This is a genomic window from Actinomadura macra NBRC 14102 (assembly GCF_001552215.1).
GTDB classification, from domain to species: domain Bacteria; phylum Actinomycetota; class Actinomycetes; order Streptosporangiales; family Streptosporangiaceae; genus Spirillospora; species Spirillospora macra.
Map to the genome: position 1 here is coordinate 81,445 of NZ_BCQT01000004.1, position 22,644 is coordinate 104,088.

At 72.3% G+C, this 22,644-nt stretch carries 24 protein-coding genes; 5 read left to right on the plus strand and 19 right to left on the minus strand.

Annotated features, from left to right (window positions below; genetic code table 11):
- Positions 1-2 precede the first annotated feature (2 nt).
- The 3 genes from AMA02S_RS05115 to AMA02S_RS05125 are packed head-to-tail and all read left to right on the plus strand — an operon-like array spanning position 3 to position 3,471.
- Entirely contained in the window at positions 3-905 is a 903-nt protein-coding gene (locus tag AMA02S_RS05115; protein WP_067452404.1) for an enoyl-CoA hydratase/isomerase family protein, read from the plus strand.
- Positions 902-2,512, plus strand: a complete 1,611-nt coding sequence (locus AMA02S_RS05120) for an AMP-binding protein (protein ID WP_067452406.1) — start codon at positions 902-904, stop codon at positions 2,510-2,512. Before AMA02S_RS05115 ends, AMA02S_RS05120 begins: the two co-directional genes overlap by 4 nt.
- On the plus strand, positions 2,509-3,471 hold the full coding sequence (locus tag AMA02S_RS05125) for an NAD(P)H-dependent flavin oxidoreductase (protein WP_067452409.1): 963 nt from the start codon (positions 2,509-2,511) through the stop codon (positions 3,469-3,471). Before AMA02S_RS05120 ends, AMA02S_RS05125 begins: the two co-directional genes overlap by 4 nt.
- Positions 3,472-3,526: 55 nt before the next feature.
- Here the strand turns inward: AMA02S_RS05125 and AMA02S_RS05130 are convergent, their stop codons facing one another.
- Positions 3,527-4,051, minus strand: a complete 525-nt coding sequence (locus AMA02S_RS05130; RefSeq protein ID WP_067452412.1) for a DoxX family protein — start codon at positions 4,049-4,051, stop codon at positions 3,527-3,529.
- A gap of 233 nt (positions 4,052-4,284) precedes the next feature.
- On the opposite strand from AMA02S_RS05130, the gene AMA02S_RS05135 reads away from it, so the two are divergent.
- On the plus strand, positions 4,285-4,914 hold the full coding sequence (locus AMA02S_RS05135; protein WP_084264659.1) for a superoxide dismutase family protein: 630 nt from the start codon (positions 4,285-4,287) through the stop codon (positions 4,912-4,914).
- A gap of 57 nt (positions 4,915-4,971) precedes the next feature.
- Here AMA02S_RS05135 and AMA02S_RS05140 read toward each other — a convergent pair whose 3' ends face one another.
- The 17 genes from AMA02S_RS05140 to AMA02S_RS05220 all read right to left on the minus strand — a co-directional run bounded on the left by AMA02S_RS05140 (position 4,972) and on the right by AMA02S_RS05220 (position 19,242).
- Positions 4,972-5,619: an NAD(P)-dependent oxidoreductase gene (locus tag AMA02S_RS05140; RefSeq protein WP_067452415.1), complete on the minus strand. Its 648-nt coding sequence runs from the start codon at positions 5,617-5,619 to the stop codon at positions 4,972-4,974.
- Positions 5,619-6,971 (minus strand): alpha/beta hydrolase family protein, encoded by a 1,353-nt coding sequence (locus AMA02S_RS05145; protein WP_169806779.1) that lies wholly within the window; start codon positions 6,969-6,971, stop codon positions 5,619-5,621. The genes AMA02S_RS05140 and AMA02S_RS05145 overlap by 1 nt, the downstream gene beginning before the upstream one ends.
- A gap of 13 nt (positions 6,972-6,984) precedes the next feature.
- Positions 6,985-8,211: a beta-ketoacyl synthase N-terminal-like domain-containing protein gene (locus AMA02S_RS05150; RefSeq protein WP_067452420.1), complete on the minus strand. Its 1,227-nt coding sequence runs from the start codon at positions 8,209-8,211 to the stop codon at positions 6,985-6,987.
- On the minus strand, positions 8,208-9,464 hold the full coding sequence (locus AMA02S_RS05155; protein WP_067452422.1) for a beta-ketoacyl-[acyl-carrier-protein] synthase family protein: 1,257 nt from the start codon (positions 9,462-9,464) through the stop codon (positions 8,208-8,210). Before AMA02S_RS05155 ends, AMA02S_RS05150 begins: the two co-directional genes overlap by 4 nt.
- Positions 9,461-10,294 carry a cupin domain-containing protein gene (locus AMA02S_RS44600; RefSeq protein WP_067452425.1) on the minus strand — a complete coding sequence of 278 codons (834 nt, stop codon included), beginning with the start codon at positions 10,292-10,294 and terminating at the stop codon, positions 9,461-9,463. Before AMA02S_RS44600 ends, AMA02S_RS05155 begins: the two co-directional genes overlap by 4 nt.
- A 41-nt stretch (positions 10,295-10,335) precedes the next feature.
- Positions 10,336-10,584: an acyl carrier protein gene (locus AMA02S_RS05165; protein WP_067452428.1), complete on the minus strand. Its 249-nt coding sequence runs from the start codon at positions 10,582-10,584 to the stop codon at positions 10,336-10,338.
- Positions 10,575-11,978, minus strand: a complete 1,404-nt coding sequence (locus AMA02S_RS05170) for an acetyl-CoA carboxylase biotin carboxylase subunit (protein WP_067452431.1) — start codon at positions 11,976-11,978, stop codon at positions 10,575-10,577. The genes AMA02S_RS05165 and AMA02S_RS05170 overlap by 10 nt, the downstream gene beginning before the upstream one ends.
- A complete protein-coding gene (locus AMA02S_RS05175; RefSeq protein WP_084264661.1) occupies positions 11,975-12,571 on the minus strand; it encodes an acetyl-CoA carboxylase biotin carboxyl carrier protein in 597 nt (198 codons plus the stop codon). Before AMA02S_RS05175 ends, AMA02S_RS05170 begins: the two co-directional genes overlap by 4 nt.
- Positions 12,564-14,282, minus strand: coding sequence for an acetyl-CoA carboxylase carboxyltransferase subunit alpha (locus tag AMA02S_RS05180; protein WP_067453861.1), 1,719 nt, complete (start codon positions 14,280-14,282; stop codon positions 12,564-12,566). Before AMA02S_RS05180 ends, AMA02S_RS05175 begins: the two co-directional genes overlap by 8 nt.
- Entirely contained in the window at positions 14,279-14,581 is a 303-nt protein-coding gene (locus AMA02S_RS05185; protein ID WP_067453866.1) for a TcmI family type II polyketide cyclase, read from the minus strand. Before AMA02S_RS05185 ends, AMA02S_RS05180 begins: the two co-directional genes overlap by 4 nt.
- Positions 14,582-14,811: 230 nt before the next feature.
- Positions 14,812-15,780 carry an amidohydrolase family protein gene (locus AMA02S_RS05190; RefSeq protein ID WP_084264665.1) on the minus strand — a complete coding sequence of 323 codons (969 nt, stop codon included), beginning with the start codon at positions 15,778-15,780 and terminating at the stop codon, positions 14,812-14,814.
- Complete coding sequence (locus tag AMA02S_RS05195; RefSeq protein WP_067452437.1) at positions 15,777-16,139, minus strand: SchA/CurD-like domain-containing protein; 363 nt, start codon at positions 16,137-16,139, stop codon at positions 15,777-15,779. Before AMA02S_RS05195 ends, AMA02S_RS05190 begins: the two co-directional genes overlap by 4 nt.
- Positions 16,140-16,166: 27 nt before the next feature.
- Entirely contained in the window at positions 16,167-16,625 is a 459-nt protein-coding gene (locus AMA02S_RS05200; RefSeq protein ID WP_067452440.1) for an anthrone oxygenase family protein, read from the minus strand.
- Between the two features lie 13 nt (positions 16,626-16,638).
- Complete coding sequence (locus AMA02S_RS05205; RefSeq protein WP_218004856.1) at positions 16,639-17,787, minus strand: FAD-dependent monooxygenase; 1,149 nt, start codon at positions 17,785-17,787, stop codon at positions 16,639-16,641.
- A 53-nt stretch (positions 17,788-17,840) separates the two neighbouring features.
- Positions 17,841-18,164 (minus strand): antibiotic biosynthesis monooxygenase family protein, encoded by a 324-nt coding sequence (locus AMA02S_RS05210; protein WP_067452446.1) that lies wholly within the window; start codon positions 18,162-18,164, stop codon positions 17,841-17,843.
- Positions 18,161-18,499 (minus strand): antibiotic biosynthesis monooxygenase family protein, encoded by a 339-nt coding sequence (locus tag AMA02S_RS05215; RefSeq protein WP_067452449.1) that lies wholly within the window; start codon positions 18,497-18,499, stop codon positions 18,161-18,163. Before AMA02S_RS05215 ends, AMA02S_RS05210 begins: the two co-directional genes overlap by 4 nt.
- Positions 18,499-19,242, minus strand: a complete 744-nt coding sequence (locus AMA02S_RS05220; RefSeq protein ID WP_067452452.1) for an SDR family NAD(P)-dependent oxidoreductase — start codon at positions 19,240-19,242, stop codon at positions 18,499-18,501. The genes AMA02S_RS05215 and AMA02S_RS05220 overlap by 1 nt, the downstream gene beginning before the upstream one ends.
- A 244-nt stretch (positions 19,243-19,486) precedes the next feature.
- Here AMA02S_RS05220 and AMA02S_RS05225 point away from each other — a divergent pair, with 244 nt between their 5' ends.
- Positions 19,487-20,185, plus strand: coding sequence for a response regulator transcription factor (locus AMA02S_RS05225; protein WP_067452455.1), 699 nt, complete (start codon positions 19,487-19,489; stop codon positions 20,183-20,185).
- Positions 20,186-20,432: 247 nt separating this feature from the next.
- On the opposite strand, the gene AMA02S_RS05230 is transcribed toward AMA02S_RS05225, so the two are convergent.
- Positions 20,433-22,598 (minus strand): MMPL family transporter, encoded by a 2,166-nt coding sequence (locus tag AMA02S_RS05230; RefSeq protein ID WP_067452458.1) that lies wholly within the window; start codon positions 22,596-22,598, stop codon positions 20,433-20,435.
- Positions 22,599-22,644: the final 46 nt, after the last annotated feature.

The following is a 22,644-nucleotide window of genomic DNA, read 5'->3' on the forward strand; positions in this document are numbered from 1 at the left end:
CCATGGACGAGCTGGCCAAGGACGAGCTGGCGCAGAACGAGCTCGCTAAGGACGACGAGCCCGTGCTGGTCCTGCGGGACGGCGCCGTCGCGCACGCCGTGCTGAACCGGCCGGCCGCGCGCAACGCGCTGAACCTCGCGATGTGCCACCGGTTGCGCGAGACGTTCGCCCAGCTGGACGCCGATCCCGCCGTCCGCGCCGTCCTGCTGCGTGCGAACGGCCCCGCGTTCTGCGCGGGCGCCGACCTGCGGGAGCGCAAGGGCCGGGACGAGGAGTGGGTCCGCTCCCGCCGGCTGGCCTCGTTCGCCGCGTACGAGGCCATCGAGCGGTGCTCCAAGCCGGTGGTGGCGCTCGCGCACGGCCCCGTCGTCGGGTCGGGCGGCGAGATCGCCATGTCCTGCGACTTCGTCGTCGCCGCCGACGACGTCTCGTTCCGGTTCCCCGAGCCGCACTGGGGCACGGTGGGCGCGACCCAGCGGCTCCAGCGCGTCATCGGCAAGCGCCGGGCGAAGGAGCTGCTGTTCACGTCCAGGACGATGCGGGCCGAGGAGGCGCTCTCCGTGGGCCTCATCGCACGGCTGGTCCCCGCCGCCGAGCTGCTCGCGACCGGCGAGCAGCTGGCGGCGACGATCGCCGACGCTCCCGGCCTGGCGATGTCGCTGACCAAGCAGGCGATCGACCTGGGCTCGGAGACCAACCTGGCCAACGGGATCAGGATCGAGATGGCCGCGATCGAGCGCTGCCTCGCGGACGGCGCCTGGCGCGAGGGCGTCGGCGCCTTCAACTCTGGCGCGCGTCCCGCCCCGGAGGGCGGCGGAGTCCGACCGGCGCGCAACGGGAGGCCGGAGCCGGTGGAGCGGGAAGGAACTACAGGGCGGGTGCCGGTGGACGGAGCTGAGCTGTGAACCTGAGCGGGGTGTGTCCGCTGACCGCCGACGCCGCGCTGCGGCGGGCGGCGGCCGTGGGGGCGGACGTGCAGGCCGTCGTCTCGCGGCAGGGCGACATCACCTACGCCGAGCTGGACGCGGAGGTGACCGCCGTCCGGGCGGCGCTGTCCGCCGCCGGCGTACGGCGGGGCGATCATGTGGCGGTCTGTCTCGGGAACGGTCCACGATGGGTGTCGCTGTTCGTGGCGATCGGCTCGCTGGGCGCGGTGACGGTGCCGGTCAACACCCGGCTGCGCGAGGACGAGATCGGCTACGTCCTCCGGCAGTCCCGCGCCACGCTGCTGTTCACGGCGGACCGCTTCCTCAACATCGACTTCACCGCGATGCTGCGGCGGATCTGCCCCGCGATCGGCTCCTCCCTGCCCGACCCGGCGCTGCCCGACCTGCGGGACGTGGTGGTGCTCGGGAAGGACGTGCCGGACGGCGCACGCTCCTTCGAGGCGTTCCTCGCCGAGCCGGCGGCGCCGGTGGAGCCGTGCTCCACGCCCGATGACGTCCTGCTGATCCAGTACACCTCGGGCACCACGTCCTACCCGAAGGGCGTGCTGCTGACCCACCGCAACATGTGCGCGGACGCGTTCTTCTCGGGCGCGCGGCTCGGGCTGCGGGCCGGCGACCGGTTCCACAGCGCGCGGCCGTTCTTCCACGCGGCGGGCAGCACGCTGTCGGTGCTGGCGTGCCTCCAGCACGTCTCGACGCTGGTGACCATGGACCGGTTCGAGGCCGGTGAGGCGCTGCGCCTGATGGAGGCCGAGCGCTGCACCCACTTCTCCGGCAACGACACGATCGCGCTGATGCTGCTCGACCATCCGGACCTGCCCCGGCGGCGGCTGCGGCTGCGGGGGGCGTGGGCGGCGGCGTCGCCCGCGATCGTCCGGCGGATCATCGACGAGCTGGGCGCGACCGAGTGCGTCGTCGGCTACGGGCTGTCCGAGGCGTCCCCCAACGTCGCGCAGTCGGCCTGGTGGGAGCCGGAGGAGGTGCGGGCCTCCGGACGGATGCTGCCCGAGCCCGGGGTGCAGGTGCGGATCCGCGACACCGAGACCGGCCAGGACGTCCCGGAAGGCGAGACCGGCGAGATCCTCGTGCGTGGCTGGAACGTCATGCGCGGCTACTACGAGATGCCCGAGGAGACGGCGGCGGCGCTGTCGGCGGACGGCTGGCTGTCCACCGGCGACCTCGGCCGGCTCGGGCCGGACGGGCGGCTGGAGTTCACCGGCCGCGCCAAGGACCTCATCCGCGTCGGCGGCGAGAACGTCGCCCCCACCGAGGTCGAGGACGTCCTGCACCGGCATCCGAAGATCAAGCAGGCGGCGGTGGTCGGGGTGCCGGACCCGCGGCTGATCGAGGTCCCCTTCGCGTTCGTCGTCCTCACCGAGGGCTGCGAGGCCGGGCCGGAGGAACTCCTCGGCTGGGCGCGCGAGCGGCTCGCCGGCTTCAAGGCACCGCGCCATCTGCGGGTGGTCGCGGGATTCGAGGACATCGGCATGACGGCGAGTTCCAAGGTGCAGAAGCGGCACCTCGCCGACCACGCGCGGCGGCTGCTGGAGGCGGAGGGCCGATGAGGATCGAGACCCCCGTCACCCGGCTGCTGGGCATCGACCTGCCGATCGTCCAGGCGGGGATGTCGTGGGCGTCGTCCGGTTCGGCGCTGCCGCTCGCGGTGTCGCGTGCCGGCGGGCTGGGCGTGATCGCCGCCGGCCCGATGCGGCTGCCCGATCTCGACCGCGCCATCACCGAGGTCGAGGCGGGCACCGACCGGCCGTACGCGGTGAACCTGCCGCTGTACCGCAAGGGCGCGGAGGAGGTCATGGACCTGCTGTGCGCCCGCCGGGTTCCGGTGCTGATCGCCTCGCAGGGCGGCCCCAAGCGCTACCTGGAGCGGTTCAAGGACGCCGGGACGCTGTGCCTGCACGTCGTGGCGGGCGAGGAGCACGCGGTCAAGGCCGTCGGCGCCGGGGTGGACGGCCTCATCGTCGTCGGGGCCGAGGCGGGCGGCCACCCGCCCGCCGGCCTGGTCTCCACGCTGGTGATGGTCAGGGCCGTGGCCCGGCAGGCGGCCGGAACGCCGATCATCGCCTCCGGCGGGTTCGCCGACGGGGAGGGGCTGGCCGCGGCGCTCGCGCTGGGCGCGGGCGCGGCGCAGTTCGGCACACGGTTCCTGCTCAGCGAGGAGTCCAACCTGCACCCGGCCTACAAGGACGCCGTCCTCGCCGCCGGGGTCGGGGACACCCGGACGGTCGGGCACCAGATCGGGCTGATCCGGCTGCTGGCCAACGAGTTCGCCGACAGGATGGCGGAGCTGGAGCGCACCGCCGCCGAGCTGGAGCTGCGGCGCACCGAGTTCGCCGCGTCCACGCTGCGGATGGCCGCCTTCGAGGGCGACGTCGTCCGCGGCAAGGTCGAGGCCGGCCAGTCGGCCGGGCTGATCGACTCGATCCTGCCGGCGGAGGTGATCGTCCGCCGGATCGCCGAGGAGTACGCGGCGACGCTCGGCCGGATGCCCGCCGTGCGGCGGGACTGATCGGAGCGAGTCGCCGTCGCGGCGCAGGCCACGACGGCGACTCACCCGGACGCCGTCAGCGGAGGAACGGGAAGCGGCGGACGAGGCTCGTCCGCGACCAGGGCCGGCCGAGGCCGACGGCGTCACCGGCGTTGGCGAAGGCCACGGCGATCAGCAGCGCGGCGTAGATCCAGTGCTCGTCCATGAACGGGTTGGTCTCCAGGGGCAGGGACGCGGCCCAGAGCATGGCGAGCAGGATCGTTCCACCGGCCGCGGCGATCCGCAGTCCGATGCCGAGTGTCAGGGCGACGCCGAGTCCGGCGAGGCCGAACATGTAGGACGCGTCGACCCAGGTCTGGCCGGCCATCGAGTGGAACATTCCCTTGAAGGGACCCTCGACGTGGCTGAGGAATCCCTTGGACGGGGACGTCCCGTCCAGCCAGCCGGAAGGGGCCGGCTTGTCAAGGCCGAGGAGCTTGTCGAGGAAGGCCCAGACGAAGATCCAGCCGAGGCAGAGCCGGCCGGCGGCCCAGGCGTAGGGAGCGGCTGGGGAGTCGGTGGTGCGGTGGGCGGGGGGCGTGGGATGGGTCCTGACGGACATCTAGGGCTCCCGTGGGCGGGGACAGGGGCAAGCCATCTGAAAGGTTAGTTTCCTATTTACTGACCGTTCTGGCTAGACCTTTCTGACTTCTAAGTGACCCTCGCTGCCAACCCCTGTTCGCTGCCTGCCCGATCCCGTAGAGGGCATTGCCCCGGCGGTGCGCCCAACGCTAACAAGGCAGCCGGTGGGCGACCTCACCCCGTTCCGCCCGCCGACCTGGAGAGGTGACGAGGATGAAGAAGATTCTGTCGATCGCCCATCTGACGGCTCTGGCCACCCTTGGCGGTCTGGCCGGGACGGTAGCGGTCTCGGCGGCCGTGAACGCGGCCACCGACGACGGAAAAGGGGCGCTCACCGCCCAGATACGCGATGTGAAGGGCGAGCTCGTCGGCACGCTGTCCATCGAGCCCGCGGCGCCGAACGTGGAGCGGGTGTCGGTACGGGCGTTGAAGATCTCCCCCGGCTTCCACGGGTTCCACATCCACACGACGGGCAAGTGCGACCCCGCCGCGGTCGACCCCAGCACCGGCAAGGTCAGCCCGTTCTTCACCGCCGGCACCCATCTGAACCTCGACTCCACGCACACCCATCCATCGCACTCGGGTGACCTGCCCAACCTGATGATCGGTCAGGACGGGCGCGGGCTGAGCGAGGCGCTCACCGACCGCTTCACGGCCAAGCAGCTGCTGGACGCCGACGGCGCCGCGATCATCGTCCACGCGCTGCCCGACAACCACGCCAACATCCCCGACCGCTACGCCACCGCCGATGGCAAGAAGGGGCCGGACACCGCGACCCTCGGGACGGGCGACTCCGGCGGCCGCGTCGCGTGTGGTGTGATCAGCGAGTCGAAGAAGGGCTGAGCCGCCCGGACCACCCTCCGGTCCTCGCGTCCGGCGAGGACCGGAGGGCCGGGCCGGTCAGTAGCCCGGCGAGACCGTGGCCCGGTGGAAGTCGGGGTCGTCGATGATCCCGATCAGGCAGTCGGCCAGGTCGGCGCGGGAGATGCGGTAGGCGCCGCGCAGCCCCTTGTCCACCCCGATCCGGTAGTCGCGGGTGAGCTCGCCCGCGGTGAGCCGGGGCGGCCGGATGATCGTCCAGTCGAGGTCGGTGTCGCGTACGACCCGTTCCATCGCGCGCGCGTCGGTGAAGGGGTGCTTGAGGATCCGGCGGACCAGCGGCTTGACGACGAAACGCGCGAACGGGTCGTCCTTCACCTCCGTGTAGGCCGCGCTCACGCTCACGATCACCAGGCGCCTCACCTCCGTCTTCGACATCGCCGCGGTGACGCTCCGGGCCCCTCTCTCGCGGACCGTCGACGGCCCGCGTCCAGCGGAACCGAGGATGGAGACGACGGCGTCTCGGCCGCAGATGTACGGCTCGATCTCGACCGGGTTCATCAGGTCGGCCCGCACCGCGAGGAACTGGCCCGGGGTGCCCTGCATCCGGTCGATCAGGGCCGTCGGCTCGCCGCGGACCACGGCGGTCACCTCGTGGCCGGCCTCCAGTGCCTGGCGGACGAACGGTCCGCCGGTGCTGCCCGTGGCGCCGAACACCGTCAGCCGCATCACGAACCCCCGCCGGAGTCGAAGGGGCGCAGGTAGGGGCCCGGGTCGGCGGTGGTGAACGCCGGAACGGCCGGGTCGAGGTCCTGCGCGGTCCGGTTGAGGGCGGCGGGGTCGAGCGACCAGGTTCCCCCCTCCAGCCGGGCCTCCAGGGTCCTGATCGCCGTCAGCACCTCACCGGTGGTGAAACTACAGTGGCCCGCCCGCCGGACGTAGGCCTGCCCCAGACGCGTGTCATCACCGACCAGGCGCCGGTAGTTGTTCTGCACCTGGATGGGCACCACTCCATCGCCCGTCGTGTGGACGGTCAGCATCGGCGTCCTCAGGTTCCCGCTGAAGAAGCTGGTCCGGGCGAGCCGCGCCACCGCGGACGGGTCGGACCGCACCCCGGCCCCCTTGTTGAGGGTTCCCAGGTCCTTCTTCAGGGACAGACCCGCCTTGCCGTAGAGCGTTTCTACTTCCTTCCTGTCGGCGGACTTGGCCAGCAGGGAGCGGTAGTCGACGCCACGGTTCCAGGAGACGTTGCCGCCGGTGCGGGCCTCGACCTCCGCTCGCCAGGTGTAGGCGACGTTGAAGAAGGGACCCACCAGGTGCCGTTGCTGGTTGACCTCCCAGGTTTCGTAGTCGTCCGGGGCCGGTTCGGGCACCATCGGGCCCGGCCACGACGGAAGGTTGTACAGGGCGGCGGCCAGGGAGATGCGGGCGCGCCCTTCCGGGGTCTCCTGTGCCTGCCGCAGCGCCGCCGTGACCTTGCCCGCCAACTGCGTCGCGGTGGCCTGGTCGGGGACGCCGGTCAGCGGCACGTCGTCGAGTCCGCCGATGAGGGTCTTGACCGCGTACGTGGTGTCCAGCAGGGCGTTGAAGTGGGCGACGCCGCCCTGGTGCAGGCCACAGAGCGCGAGGGTCCCGTCGAAGCGTCCGCCGTGCCGCTCGGCGAACGCCGTGGTCACGAGACCGCCGTAGGACGTTCCCCAGGCGAGCTTGCGGCGCGGCGCGCCGAAGCGGCGGGTGAACTCGTCGAGGGTGGCGAGCTGGTCGGGGACGGCCTCGCCCACGGCCCAGCCCGTCCGCGAGTAGGACGAGCCGATCAGGGCGTAGCCACGTGCGAGGGCCGCGTCCCGGACGGCGTCGGTGGAGGCGTTGCGCGCCGGGTTCGGCTGCCCCTCGGTCACGTAACCGTGGCTGTAGAGCAGCACGGTGCCGTTCCAGCCGGACGGGACGTCCATGACCCAGGTCGCGCCGCTCGGAAGTGTCCCTTCCACGTGCCCCGGGGGCGTGTCGGCCCGGGCGCCGCCCGCGCCGGCGAACAGCGGCGCGGCGATCAGCAGGGTGGAGCCGATGACCGTGAAACGCATGCGAGTCCTCTCGTCAGGCATCGGGTGTCCTGAGGACGGCCGCGGAGTTGAAGCCCCCGACACCGCGCGCCACCACGAGGACGGCGGCGAGTCCGGGCGCCTCCCGCGGCGAGGTGACCAGATCCAGGTCGTCCCGCTCGGTCAGGTTCACCGAGGGCGGGATGATCCCGGTGCTCAGCGCCTGCGCGGCCCAGGCCAGGTCCAGCGCCGCCCCGCCGGAGTACAGGCGTCCGGTCATGGTCTTCGGCACCGTCACCGGGACGCGCCGGGAGCCGAACACCGCACGGAGCGCGGCGACCTCCAGCCGGTCCAGGCCGGGGGCGCCGGCGGCGTCCGCGAAGACGGCACCGATGTCGCCCGGCGCGCAGCCCGCGCGGTCGAGGGCCAGCCGGACGGCCCGCGCGAGCTGCGCGTGGTCGGGCGCGACGTCGGTGACGTGGAAGGCGTCGTGAGTGGACGCCGTACCGGCGACCTCCGCGTAGACCTGCGGCGCGCCGCGCCGGCGCGCGTGCGCCAGCTCCTCGACGACGAGGATCGCGCCGCCCTCCCCCGGCACGTAACCGGTGGCGTCGCCCGCGAACGGACGGTACGCGCGGGCCGGGTCGGTGCCGCCGCTCAGGGTGTCCAGGCTCGCCTGGCAGGCGAGCGCGTACGGCGACAGCGGGGCCTCGGTGCCACCGGTCACCACCACCGAGAGCCCCCGCCCGATCTGGCGGCGGGCCGCCGCCAGCGCGTCCACGGCCCCGGCGCCGTCGGCCACCAGGACGCCGCAGGCACCCTTGAGCTTGTGCTTGATGGAGATCTGGCCGCTGCTCGCCGCGTAGAACCAGCCGATCGACTGGTACGCGCTCACCTGGCGGGGGCCGTCCTTCCACAGCGCCTGGATCTCCCGCTGCCCGAAGGCGTTGCCGCCGGACGCGCTCGCCGTGACCACCGAGAGCTTGAACGGGTCCTCCTTCGCCGGGTCGAGCGCGGCGTCGACGAACCCGAGCTGGGTGGCCGCGAGGGCCATCCACGTCCACCGGTCGGTCTGGACGGCGAGCCGGTTCTCCACGAACTCCGACTGCTCGAACCCCTCCACCTGCCCGGCCAGGCGCACCGGCAGCCCGGATGCGTCGACATCGCGGACGGGCGCGATGCGGCAGCGGCCCGACAGCGTCGCCGCCCAGTGCTCGGTGACGCCGATGCCGGTCGGCGCGACGACGCCCAGGCCGGTGATGACGGCGCGGCGCGGCTTCACGAGGCCACCCCCGCGCGGCTGAACACCATCGCGGACTGGAACCCGCCGAAGCCGCTGCCCGCCGACAGGACGTGGTCGACCCGCGCCTCCCGCGCCACCAGCGGCGTGTAGTCCAGATCGCAGTCGGGGTCGGGGGTGTGCAGGTTCGCGGTGGGCGGGACCACGCCCCGGTCGATCACCAGCGCGCACGCCGCCATCTCGATGGAGCCGATCGCGCCCAGCGAGTGTCCGATCACGGACTTGATCGAGCTGATCGGCACGTCCCGTGCGGCCTCACCGAGGGCGCGCTTGTACGCGGCGGTCTCGTGCCGGTCGTTCTGCTTGGTGCCCGAGCCGTGCGCGCTGATGTAGCCGATGTCGTCGGCGTTCAGGAACGCCTGGTCCAGCGCGTCCGCGATCGCCTCGCCGAGCTCGAACCCGTCCGGCCGCAGCCCCGTCATGTGGAAGCTGTTGGCGCGCGCCGCGTACCCGCTCACCTCGCAGTACACCCGCGCGCCGCGGGCCCGCGCGTGCTCCAGCTCCTCCAGGACGAGGACGGCGGCGCCCTCTCCCAGCACGAACCCCTTCCGGTCGTTGTCGAACGGGCGGGAGGCCAGCTCCGGGTCGTCGTTGGACGGTGTCGTGGCCCGGATCGCGTCGAAGCACGCGACCGTGATCGGGGAGATCGGCGCGTCGGACGCCCCGGCGATCATCACGTCGGCCTCACCGTCCTGGATGAGCTGGAGGGCGTGCCCGAGCGAGTCGATCCCGGACGTGCAGCCGGTCGAGATGACCGCGGCCGGGCCGTGCACCCCGTACCGGACCGACAGCTCGGTCGCGGCGCTGGAGGGCACGAGCGCCTGGTACAGGAACGGCATGGCGTGCCGGTGGTCCACGACCCAGTCCCGGCCGTGGTCGCTGGCGACGACGTACTCGTCCTCCAGCGTGATCGTGGCGCCGACGGCGGAGCCGATGGACACCCCGACCCGGTCGCGGTCGGTGAACTCGATGCCGGAGTCGGCGAGCGCCTCGTCCGCGCACGCCACCGTGAACTGCACGAACCGGTCCATCCGCCGCGTCTCGCGCGGCGTCAGCCCGTACCGGGCCGGGTCGAAGTCGATCTCGGCGGCGATCTGCGACCGGTAACCGGACGGTTCGAACGCGCTGATCCGCCGGACCGCGGGTTTGCCGTCCACGATGCGCTGCCAGAACTCCTCGCGGGACGGGCCGCCGGGCGCGACGACCCCGATCCCGGTGACCGCCACCCGCCTCATGAGACCTCCTCGGGGTGCGGTTCGGTGTCGACGTGGCCCAGTTCGGGACGCGGCGCCAGCGGGCTGAGCTGGAAGATCGCGAGGACCTCCGCGTCCCCCTCGTTCAGGAGCCGGTGCCGGACGTTGCGGGGGATGAGCAGCGCCTGCTCCGCCCCGACCGCCATCGGCTCGCCGTCCAGCTCGACCCGCAGCTCGCCGGTCGCGACGAACAGGTACTCCTCGGAGTAGGGGTGGTAGTGCTCGGTGACCTTCTCGCCGGGCGCGAGCCGCACCGCCCCGCAGAAGCCGGACGTGGACCCGGTCGTGGCGGGCGACACCATCGCGCGCAGGTCGCCGCCGCGCCGGGTGTTGGCGGGCACGTCGTGGAAGCCGATGACGGTCCGGCGGCGACGCTCCACCTTGTCCTTGATCAGCCCCATCTGGACCGCCGTGTTGGCGTTGATCCGCTCGGTCATCCCGGCGGTGTCCAGGGGCGCGCCGTCCTTCATCTCGAAGTCCTGCACCCAGCGCATCCGGGTGCGGTCGGCGGCCAGCTCCTCGAACGTCCAGGTGATGTTCATGAACTCGAACGGGCCCTTCTCGACCCGCCGGGACCGGACGGTCCAGGTACTGGTGTCCCAGGCCCGGGTGGACACCCAGGCCCACTCGCGGCCCTGCTCGTCCGGGTGCATCGTCAGGCGGAAGGTGACCGAGTCCTCCCCCTCGTCGAGGATCTCGGTCTTGGCGTACTCGGAGAACAGGTCCGGCCAGCTCCGCACGTCGTTGGTCTGCGCGAAGACGAACGGGACGGGCGCGTCGATCTCGATGGCGTTGTCGGTGTGTCCGATCACGGTGGGCTCCCTCAGGCGTTCGGGCTCGGGCGGGCGGGGGGTCAGGCGACGAGCCGGCGTTCGGTGACCATGCGCCTGAGCCCCTCGGGGGTCTGCTCGGCGGTCAGGTCCTCTTCGACGTCGATGTCGTAGCGGTCCTGGATCCGGGTGGCGATCTCCATCCGGGCCAGCGAGTCCAGGTCGAGCTCCTCGAAGGAGCGGGCGAGGGACTCGGCGCCGGCGGCCTTGTCCAGCCCGACGGCGATCAGCAGCTGGAGGACGTCCTCGTCAGTGATCTTCTCTACAGGCATTGCGGTTCCCTTTCCTCTTCTTCTTCGGCCGGTCTCCGCCCGGCCATCAGTTCGTCGACGAATCGGGTCGTGTGCTCGCCCCGGACGAACACCGGGTGCGCGAGGAGCCGTTGGAGCAGCGGGATGGTCGTGGCGACGCCGGGGCCGTCCACGGCGAACTCGGCCAGCCCGCGCGCCGCCCGCTCGATCGCCTCCTGCCTGGTCGGTGCCCACACGACGAGCTTGGCGACGAGCGAGTCGTAGTTCGGCGGGACGCAGTCGCCCTGCGCGAACCCCGAATCGATCCGCACTCCCGGGCCGCCCGGCGGACGGAACACCTCAAGCCGCCCGGGGGTCGGCCGGAACCCGGCGGCGGGGTCCTCGGCGTTGATGCGGCACTCCAGCGCCGCGCCGCGCGGCCGGACGTCGTCCTGCCCGTACCCGAGGGGCTCCCCGGCGGCCACCCGGATCTGCTCCTTGACCAGGTCGATCCCGGTCATCATCTCGGTGACGGGATGCTCGACCTGGATGCGCCCGTTGATCTCCATGAAGGTGAGCGCCCCGTCGTCGTCGACGAGGAACTCCATCGTCCCCGCGCCGGTGTAGCCGACGGCGCGCGCGCCGGTGAGGGCGTGCCGGCCCAGCTCGGCGCGCAGTTCGGCGGACAGCGCCGGGGACGGCGACTCCTCCACGAGCTTCTGGTTGCGGCGCTGCAACGAGCAGTCCCGCTCCCCCAGATGGACGGCCTCCCCGTGCTCGTCGCAGAGCAGCTGGACCTCCACGTGCCGCGCGGCGGGGACGAACCTCTCCAGGTAGACGTCCCCGATCCCGAAGACCTGCCGTGCGAGCGCCGTCGTCCGGCGGAACGCCTCCTGGAGCGCGGCGCGGTCGCGGGCGACCTCGATGCCGCGCCCGCCGCCCCCGGCCGCCGCCTTCACGATGACCGGGTAGCCGATCTCGGCGGCGATCTCCTCGGCGTCGGCGAGGGTGGGCACGCTGCCGTCGCTGCCGGGCAGCAGCGGCAGGCCTGCGGCGCCCATGAGCGTGCGGACCCGGGCCTTGTCGCCGACGCACTCCATCACGTCCGGGCGCGGGCCGATGAACGCGAGCCCGTTCTCCGCGCACACCTGAGCGAAGTCGGGGTCCTCGGACAGGAACCCGTAGCCGGGGTGGACGGCGTCGGCGCCGGCGCGCAGCGCGGCCTCGATGAGGTTCGGCACGTACAGGTAGCTGCGCCGGGCCGGGGCAGGACCGATGTGCACCGCCTCGTCCGCGTACCGCACGACCGCGGAGTCGCGGTCGGCGGTCGAGTAGACGGCCACGCTGCGCACGCCCATCTCGCGGCAGGACCGGGCGACGCGCAGGGCGATCTCGCCGCGGTTGGCGATCAGTACCGTGCCGATCGGGCGGCTCATGGCCCGTCCGTCCTGACCCTGACGAGCACCTGGCCGAACTCCACCGGCTCGGCGTCGTCCACCATCACCTGGAGCACCTCGCCGGACCAGTCGGACGCGACGGGGTTCATCAGCTTCATCGCCTCGACGATCCCGATCGTCTGCCCGGCCTCGATCCGGTCGCCCGGCTGGACGAACGGGGGCGCGCCCGGCTCGGGAGCCACGTAGAACGTCCCGACGAGCGGGGCGACGACGCGCTTGAGGGTGTCGTCGACGGGCGGCGCGGCGGCCTCCACCGCCGGGCCACCGGCCTCGGCGGGCACCGGGGCGGCGACGACGGTCCGTGTGACCTCCGGGGCCTGCTGCGCCCACGTGACCTCCAGGACGCATTCGCCGAGACGCGCCGAGACGCTCGTGACCGGCCCGGGGACGGTCTTGACGAGGTGGCTCACCTCTTCGCGGAGCAGCCGCAGCGACTCGTGCCCCGGCGAGGGCTGCGCAGCGGACGGAGCAGGGGACGGTACGGCGGCGTGCTCGGCCGACTCGACGGCTCCGGTGGGCTCGGTGGGCTCGGCGGGCTCGGCGGGCTCGGCGGGCTCGGCGGGCTCAAGCATCGGTGACCACTCCCTGGCGGCGGAACCGGGCGTGCCGCTGCTCTCGCAGCTCATCCGCGTCGAGCCCGCCGAGGTCGGCGAGGGCGGACAGCACGGCGGACCTCAGGGCGGCGGCCGCCTCGGACGGCGCCACCTGCGCGCCGCCGTCCGGCTCGTCCACCACCCCGTCGACGACGCCGAGCTCGAGCAGCTCCGGCGCGGTGATGCGCAGCGCCTCGGCCATGGCGGCGCCCCGGGACGGGTCGCCGTGCAGGATCGTCGAGCAGCTCTCCGGGCTGATCACCGAGTAGCAGGCGTTCTCCATCATCAGCACGGTGTTGGCGACGGCCAGTGCGAGAGCGCCGCCGCTGCCGCCCTCTCCCGTCACGGTCGCGACGACCGGCACCCGCAGCCGTGACATCCCGGCGATGCACTCGGAGATCGCCCACGCCTGGCCGCGCTCCTCGGCGCCGACACCGGGCGCGGCGCCCTGCGTGTCGACCAGCGTGACGACCGGCAGGCCGAGCGAGTCGGCGAGCCGCATCAGGCGCAGCGCCTTGCGGTAGCCCTCGGGGCCGGGCATCCCGAAGTTGCGGGTGACGAGTTCCTTGGTGTCGTGGCCCTTCTGGTGCCCGATGATCATCACGCTGACGCCGTCGATGTCACCGATGCCGCCGACCACCGCCGGATCGTCCCGGAAGTGCCGGTCGCCGTGCAGCTCCACGAAGTCGCCGCAGATCTGCCAGATGTAGTCGAGCGTCGTCGGCCGGTAGATGTCGCGGGCCAGCTTGACGGTGTCCCACGCGCTCCGCGCGGAGGCGCGAGCCGCCCGGCCCCCCGAGCCGGACGCGGCGCCGGACGCGGTGCCGGACGGGGCATCGCCGGGCGCGCCGGCCTGCGGCTTGCGGTCACCGCCGAGCAGGGTCAGGAGCCGGGCGAGGAGCGGGCGGACGCCGTCCCTCGGCTCCACCCGGTCGAGCATCCCCTGGCCCTTGAGGTACTCCGCCGTCTGGAAGCCGGCGGGCAGCCGCTCCCGGGTCGCGGCCTCGATCACGCGGGGCCCGGCGAACCCGATCAGGCCGCCGCGCTCGGCGACCAGCAGGTCCGCCAGCGTGGCGAACGACGCGGTGACACCGCCGAAGGTCGGGTCGGTCAGCACGCAGATCGACGGCACGCCCGCGTCGCGGAGCCGTTCGAGCGCCTGCGCGGACTTCGCCATCTGCATCAGCGAGAGCGCGCCCTCCTGCATCCGGGCGCCGCCCGATCCGGCGGCGAGGACCAGCGGCCACCGCCGCGCCTCGGCCTCCTCGGCGGCCCGCGCCACGGTCTCGCCGACCGCCGAGCCCATGCTGCCGCCCATGAACCCGAAGTCCATGACGGCGACCATCACCGGGTGCCCGCCGATGGCGGCGGTGCCGTAGAGCATCGCGTCTTCCAGACCGGTGCGGCGCCGGGCCTGCGCGAGCCGCTCGGTGTACGGGCGGGAGTCGCGGAACTCCAGCGGGTCCGCGCCGCGCACCTGCTCGGCGGGACGGAACGAGCCCTCGTCCACCAGGACGTCGAGCCGCTCGTGGGCGCCGAGACGGCGGTGGTGTCCGCATTCCGGGCACACATGCTGGTTGCGGACCAGGCGCGGGACGTAGACGGACGCGCCGCACTGGACGCACCGCAGCCACTTCTCGTCCTCCGGGTCGGCGGCGAGCGCCGTCCCCCGGGCGTCGACGGCGGTCATCGCGGGCTCCCCGTCCACTCGTAGAAGCCCTCGGCCATGGCGTCGGCGGGGCTGCGCCAGGTCGCCGGGTCGAACGGCGAGATGTGCGCGCCGAGGTCGTCGCTCAGCCGCTGGAAGTCCGGGCGCCGGCGGGCCGTGGCCATCGCCTCGGCCGCGCCACCGGCGAATTCGGCGTAGTGGAAGTACAGATCCTGGTACCGGAAGAGATGCCGGCGGGTCACGCCGAGGACCCGGGGCAGTTCCGTCTCGTCGGACGCGCCGAACAGCCCCGCCACGTCGTCCGCGGAATCAGGCCGCATTCGTGCGACTATGAGAATCCGGTCGGTCACTGGATGCTCCTTAGGTTTCCCTTGGAATCGTCTTCACGCTAAATGTCAGAACGGGTCCGGTCTTCCCCCTCCGACGTGAACTGCGCCCTCCTCCCGACAGCCGAAATGTCCCCCTTGCGGTGGAGAAGTGCCGTCTAGGGCGGCATGCCGACGGCCGCACGCTCCGGGGTTGAGCATGCGGCCGTCGAATCGGGAAATGGTCAGGAGAAGTCGAACAGTTCCAGCGCGTTCCGGTACGAGACCCGGTCGCGGTCGGCCGGGTCGGGCAGTTCGCTCGCGATGATGTCCGTGATCGGCCGCACCTGGTCCATCAATGGCGGGGCGTCCGTTCCCACCAGGATTTGCGAGGACGTGAACGTGGTCAGGTTGGCGCGCAGTTGTGCCGCGTTCGGAAAGGACGTGTCGACGTAGATCCGGACGAGCGACTCGCTCGGCGTCGCCGTGCCCGGCGAGTCGTGCGGGCCGGTCGGCGGCTGCCCCGGCCACGGGCGCATCGCCGCGTCCAGCTTCTCGGGGAGGTGCGCCAGCCCGCCGCCGCCACCGGCGGCGATCAGCCGGAGCGCGGGATAGCGCTCCAGCCAGCCCGCGCAGACGATCGCGGCGATCCCCGCGGTGATGTCGCACGGCCGCACCGCGTGCTCGACGAGACCGATGTGCCCGCCCATCGCGGACGTCCCGACCGGCTCGGCCGGCGGGTGCACCAGCACCGGCGACGCCGTCTCGGCCGCCATCGCGAAGAACCCGTCCGCCCGCGGCGCGCTCAGGTACTCGCCGTCGATGCTGCTGTTGACGATCAGCCCGACGAACCGCGGGTCCTTCATCAGCTCGGCGGCCTGCTCCAGCATCGCGTCCCCGCCGAACGGGTCGAGGTAGGCGTAGGCGCGCAACGCGTCCGGGAAGCGGTCGACGAGGTCGCCGATGGCCTCGTTGTACGCGCGGACCTTGGCGACCGGCTGCGCGTAGTTCTCCGCGGCCGCACCGGGGAGCATCGAGCCCGCGCCGCACGGGCTGCCGATGACGGTGAGGCCGATGCCCTGCTCGCGCTTGGCCTCGATCGAGCCCTCGGGGTCGAACAGGCTCGGCGGGCCGAGCCCGCCCGCGCCCGCGGCGGCCAGGTGCCCGTGGACGTCGATCATCATCCCGGCGGGAACCGTCAGGGCCGGGCTCATGCCGGCGTCTGCGCGGGATCGGAGCGGCGCGTCGTGACGTGCTGCATCAGCGAGTTGATGAAGAAGTCGCGGGTCCCCTCCGGGGTACTGGTGTCGCGCTCGTCGGCCAGGTACTGCGCGATCTCCCGCTCGACCCGCTGGATGGTGGGCTGCGCCGACAGGTGCGCCATCAGCCCGGGCAGGTTCCCGTCGATCTCGATCATCCGGACGACGAGGTCGTCCTTGACGAACACCGACGTGCTGACCAGCCGGGTGCCGTCCGGTGCCGTCCACTCGGGCGGCGCGTACCCGGCGAGCAGTTCCTTCACCCGGTCCTGCGTGCCGGGCTTGATCCTGAACATGATCGCGTGGCGTTCCACGGTGATCGGTCCTTTCCTTTGGACGGATTAGGCGATGGACAGTGCGGCGAGCGCGTACAGGCCGAACCCGGCCAGCGCGAACGCCGTGCGGACGGAGTTGGCGCGGCACCACCGGGCGCGCAGGTCGTCCCAGCCGGCCGGGGCGTCCTCGGGGTCCCACCCGGAGATCGTGCGGTTGATCGGCACGTTGCGGGTGTCGGAGACCACCGCGACCAGCACGGACATGGCGAGCCCCGCGCAGCACAGCAGCCGCGCGGTCAGCCCGACGGGCAGCAGCGTGAAGACGACGGCGGTCGCCATCGTCACGCGGGTCACCCACGGCAGCAGCGGGTCGAACCGCCGGTCGAGCAGCTGGTGCACCTGCACGTAGCGGTCCCCCGGCAGCGCGACGAGGGTGGGCACGATCGCGCGCCACACGGCGAACAGGGTGCCCGCCACCGTGCCGCTGCCGAGCAGCACGACCATGGACAGCGTCCTCGCGAGCATCGCGGTCGCCTCCTCAGAAGTCGGTTCCGGTGATCAGGTCGAAGGTCTTGCGGTAGACGACGCGCCTGAAGGCGAGCCGCATGAAGACCTCGCGGAAACGGCACAGCGCGGCGTGCTCCCAGCGGCTGAGCGAGCCGATGACCCGCGACCGCCGGACGATCGTGGCCGTGCGGTCCACCCGGCGCCGCTCGTACAGCTCCAGCGCCTCGCCGATCGACGCCGCCGCGTCCACGCACTGGGAGAGCACCAGCGCGTCCTCGATCGACTGGCATCCGCCCTGCCCGAGGTTGAAGGCCATCGGGTGGGCGGCGTCGCCGAGCAGCGTGACCCCGCCCGTGCTCCAGCGCGGGACGGGCGTCCGGTCGTAGATGTCGATGGGAGTGATCTCCTCGGCCGGGGTGGCGCCGATGAGCGCGGCGACGGGGTCGGGCCAGCCGGCGAACTGCTCGGTCACGATCTGCCCGCCGGTGCTGCCGAGCGCGTCCAGCCCGTGGCCGATGCGGTCGCTGGTGATGGCGTCCCAGTACACGAGGCCGTCCGCGAGCGGGTAGTAGACGAACCGGCGACCCCGGCCCCAGATGTTGACGAACGTCCCCGGGCGCACGCCGGGGTCCGGGACGACGCCCTGCCACGCGGTGTACCCGGCGTAGCGGGGCGGCGGCTCGTACGGCATCAGCGTCGCCCGGACGGTGGAGCGCAACCCGTCCGCGCCGACGAGCAGGTCGCGGTGGATCTCCTCCCGCTGACCGCCGGGCCTGGCCAGGCGCACCGTCACGCCGTCCGCGCCGGTGGCGAGGCCGGCGCAACGGGAGCCCAGCCGCAGGTCCGCGCCGACCTGCCCGGTCAGCATCCGGTGCAGCTCCGGGCGGCTCACCGCGTAGACGGGCACGCCGCACCGCTCGCTGATCTCGCTCACCGGCCACCGCGCCAGCCGCCGGCCCCGCCACGAGTGGAACTCCTGCGCCCGGATCTCGTGCCCGATCTTCGCCAGCTCGTCCTGGAGGCCGAGGAGGCGGAGCGCGCGCACGGCGTTGTGCCACAGCATCAGGCCGCCGCCGGTCTGGATCCGGCCCAGGTCGGACGCCCGCTCGTAGACCGTGGTGCGCAGGCCGAGCCGGCGCAGGGCGATGGCCGTGGTCAGCCCGCCGATACCGCCGCCCACGATCGCGACCCCGCCCTCATTCCGCGACCCCCCACACCCCCCGGAACGGCCTGTCATGTCCCGCCACCCGGCCGCACACCGTCAGCAGTCGCCCGCACCGGGTAGATCTTCCGCTCGACCCGCCCCGCCCAGTAGGGCCGCATCGGCGTGGTCGCCTGCTTGTGGACGGGCGCGTCCTCCCAGGCGAGGAACTGCTCCTCGCTCTCCCACTCGCTCAGCAGGATGTAGCCCCCGGGACGGGCGTCGTCGCGCAGCAGCTCGTCGCGGACATGGCCCGGAGTGCCCGCGACCTTGGCCGCGACCTCGGTGTAGGCGGCCTCGAACGGGCCCCGCTGGTCCTCCTTGACGGACGCGAACACCATCACCCGTACGGTCATCTCGAATCCTCCTCGTGCTCGGTCCGGCCGGTACCGGTCTCCTCGGCGTCGACGTGCCGGACGATCTCGTCGACGCGCATGTCGGCCGACATCCGCAGCTCGCGCAGCGGCGCCGTCAGCCGGTCCTGGGCCGGGCTGCGCTCGAACGCGCGGAACGCCGCGAGGCTCGCCCAGTCACTGGTGATCACGTAGGTGTCCGGCTCGTCGCCGCGCAGCAGCGACTGGCGGAGGTTGGCGGGCTCCTGGCTGGTCGCGGCCGCGACCACGTCGAAGGCCCGCTCGAACGCCTGCCCCCCGCCCGGCCGGACGCGCATCCGCAGGGTGGCCCTGATCATCAGATTCCCCCGTCCACATGCAGGGTCGCGCCGGTGACGTAGCGGGCGGCGTCGCTGAGCAGGAACAGCACCGGCCCGGCGACCTCCTCGGGGTCGGCGAACCGGCCGAGCGCGATCATGCCGGCGTAGCGGTCCCGCGCCGCCTGCGGGACCCCGGTCATCTGGTCGGTGTCCACCAGTCCGGGGGCGATACCGTTCACCCGGATGCCGCGCGGTCCGAGTTCCTTGCACAGCGACCGCGTGAGCCCGGTGACTCCCGATTTCGCGGCCGTGTAATGCACTCGTCCGGCCATTCCGCGGAATGCGACCGCCGAGGTGACATTGACGATGGACGCGCCCGGCTCCAGCCATTTCAGCGCGGCCTGGACCGTCAGGTACATGCCGGTGAGGTTCACGTCCAGGACGCGATGCCACTCCGCCGGCTCCAGGTCCTCGATCGTGCGATGGCTCACGACGCCGGCGTTGTTGACGATGCCCGCAAGGCCGCCGAAACGCTCGTGCGCACGCTCCACCAGAGCGGAGACGTCGGACGCCTTCGCCGCGTCCGCACGCACGAGCTGGTAGTCGGCGCCCAGGTTGGCGAGCCTTTTGTCCAGGGCAGCGATGGCCTCGCCGTCCTGCACGTAGGACGCGGTGACCCGCGCGCCGCCCCGGACGAGCGCCAACACGACCGCCTGGCCGATGCCCCGGGACCCGCCCGTCACCAGGATGTGCTCACCGGACAGGTCGAATTCGGATTTCATGAACCGCCCCTTTCCGTTGGAACTCAGTCGGATCGGATGGCACGCTACGGAACTGACCACGTATCGTCTTCCACCTGCGGCGGGAGGTCTTTTATCCCCCGTCAGGCCGGCCGGCGGACCGGCGGGGGAGGCGCGCGAAGGAGGCCCATGGGGCTGGGCATCCGACGTAGCCTCCGAGAGACGCAGAGACCCCTCACACAGCTTTCTCTGCGTTTTCCAAGGTCCACCGTTCACACTTGGAGTCATGAATCAGTCCGCACAGCGCGTTCTCGTCGTAGACGACGAGCCCTATCTCGCCGATCTGGTCGCCACGGCCCTGCGGTACGAGGGGTACACCGCCGAGGTCGCTGGAACGTGCGCCGAGACGACGGCGAGGGTGGCCGACTTCCGCCCCGACCTGATCGTGCTCGACGTGATGCTCCCGGACGGGTCGGGGCTGGACACCTGCCACCGGCTGCGGCGCGAGGGTTGCGCGGCGCCGGTCGTGTTCCTCACCGCGCGGGACGCCACCGAGGACAAGATCGCTGGGTTGACCGTGGGCGGCGACGACTACGTCACCAAACCCTTCAGCCTGGAGGAGCTCATCGCCCGGATACGGGCGGTGCTGCGGCGGACGAGCAGCGCGGAGCCGGCCGAGGCACGGTTGTCGTTCGCCGACCTCGTAATCGACGAGGAGGCGTACGAGGTACGGCGGCAGGGCGAGCCGCTGGACCTGACGCCGACGGAGTTCAAGCTGCTGCGCTACCTCGTCATCAACGCCGGGCGCGTCCTGACCAAGCGGCAGATCCTCGACCACGTGTGGAACTACGACCATGGCGGCAACGACGGCGTCGTGCAGACCTACGTCAGCTATCTGCGCCGGAAGGTCGACGCGATCGACCCGCCGCTGATCCACACGATCCCGCGGGTCGGATACGTCCTGCGGCTGCCCAAGGACCACTGACTTCAGAGAACAGCTGATCTCCCACGCCGCGCGAGCGCGTCACCTGACTGGTGGGCGAAGCCGGAGGCGAGCCCCACCGGGAAGATCGCGAAGCGATGGAACACTCGCACAAGCACGGTGAAGGGGCGAGCCGCCAGGCGAGCCCTTGGGCCAGGATTGCACTAGAAAGGCCCGGGATGGGGGGAGCATCCCGGGCCTTTGCTTACCGGAGCGGATCAGGTACCGGTCGGATCAGGTACCGGTCGGATCAGGTACCGGTCGGGTCGGGCACGCGGACGAGCTCGGGCGGCGTCGGCGAGGAGGTGGCCGCGGAGGACGGCGCGACCCGCAGGATCCGCGCGGCCCACGCGGGCAGCCACCAGTTCCAGTCACCGAACATCGAGATCAGCGCGGGCACCAGGATGCCGCGGATGATCGTGGCGTCCAGCAGGATGCCGAGGCCGAGGCCGGTGGCGAACATCTTGACCTCGGTCATCGGCGCGGCGGCCATCGAGGCGAACGCCAGGCAGAGGATGAGCGCGGCGCTGGTCACGAGCCGGCCCGTCCGGCCGAGGCCCTCCACGATCGCCTCCCTGGTGGAGCCGGTGCGCTCGTACTCCTCCCGGATCCGGGCGAGGATGAAGACCTCGTAGTCCATCGACAGCCCGTACAGGAACGCGAAGATCAGGCACGGGATGAAGGCGCCGATGGCGCCGGTCGCGGGCACGCCCCAGATGGCGTCGCTGCCGTGGCCCTCCTGCCAGATCAGGGTGACCGAGCCGATCACCGCGGCGAGCGACAGCAGGTTGAGCACGACCGCCTTGAGCGGCAGCACCAGGGACCGGAACGCCCGCGCCAGCAGCACGAAGGTGAGCAGGGCGATCAGGCCGAGCATCCAGGGGAAGACCCCGTACACCTGGCCGATGAAGTCGATGTCGCTGGCCGCCTCGCCGCCGACGTGGGATCCGGACGGGACCGCGTCGCGGATCCGCCGGACCGTGTCGTGGCCGGCGTTGGTACCGCCCTCGTCGACGGGGATCACCGACAGCAACGCCGATCCGCCCTGCCGCCAGGCCTCGCCGGACGGCGCGACGGCCGTGCGCACGCCCTGCACGTCCGCGAGCCGCGCGGCCACCGACTCGGGCCCGCTCCCGGACGGGACGAGGACGTCGACCGGGGTGAGGACGCCCGAGGTGATGCCCGCGGACTTCAGCGCCCCGACGCCCTCGTACGCCGGGCCGGACTTGGCCAGCGCCCCGCTGCCCGCCTCGCCGAGGTGGATGTTCGTCCCGCCGAGCGCGAGGGCGACCAGCAGCACGGTCGCGCCCAGCGCAGCCGGGACGCGGAACCGGATGACGCCGCGGGTCCAGGCGGCCCAGGCCCGGCTGGCGTGGGAGTCCTTGCGCAGCCGGGGCCAGTCGAGGCGGGGGCCCGCGGTGGCGAGGATGATCGGCAGCAGGGTGAGCGTCGCCAGCACGCTGACGGACGGGATGATGATGCCGCCGTAGGCGATGCTGCGCAGGAACGGGACCGGCAGCACGACCATGACGATCAGCCCGATGCTGACCGCGACGCCGCTGAACACGACCGAACGTCCCGCGGTGGCCATGGCGCGATGGACGGCCTCCTCGCCGTCGTGGCCGTGGGCGCGTTCCTCCCGCCAGCGGGTCACCAGCAGCAGGGAGTAGTCGACGGCGACGCCGAGGCCGATGAGCGCGACCACGAACTGCACCAGGAAATTGACCTCGCCGATCTCCGTGAGCCCGTAGACGGCGAGGAACGAGCCGAGGATCGACACGACGGCGATCAGCAGCGGGACGAACGCGAGGAACGAGCCGAACACGAACGCCAGCACCAGCAGGGCGCCGACGCCGCCGACGAGCGTCTCGGTCAGGACGCTGACGCCCTCTCCTCCACCGCCCTCCGAGAGCAGGTCCATCCCCGTGACGCGCAAGGTGGAACCGGTGGGCAGGGACGGCTGGATGATCTGCGTCAGGGGCTTGCTCAGGTCGGGTCCCTCGTCCACCGGCTTGCCCGCGGGATGCCGCGGGTAGACGAATCCGAAGGTCGTCCGGCCGTCGGCGCTGACGAACCGTCTGTCCCCGGTGGTGGCGAAAGAGGCGACGCGGGCGTCCAAGCGCGTGGCCGCGGTCTGGAACGCATTGTTCAGTGCCGTCCGTACCGCTGGATCGTCCACCGTCTTGCCCGGCGGAAGAACGATGACCGGCACCGTGGGCGAGCTGTCGCCGCCGCTCCGGTAGGTGGTGTCGATGGCCTGGTTGGCGTCCCGCGCCGCCGATCCCGCCGGCGCGAAGTCCTCGACAAGGCGGTCACTGACCTTGGTGACCGCGAAGGCTCCGGCGGCTGTGACGGCAAGCCAGAGCATGGCCACGAACAGCTTGTGCCGTAGCACGAACCTGGAGAATGTTTCCATGAGGCCCAGTGCAGCGGACCGCTCTTCAGCCGCCGTCCGGGTGCTC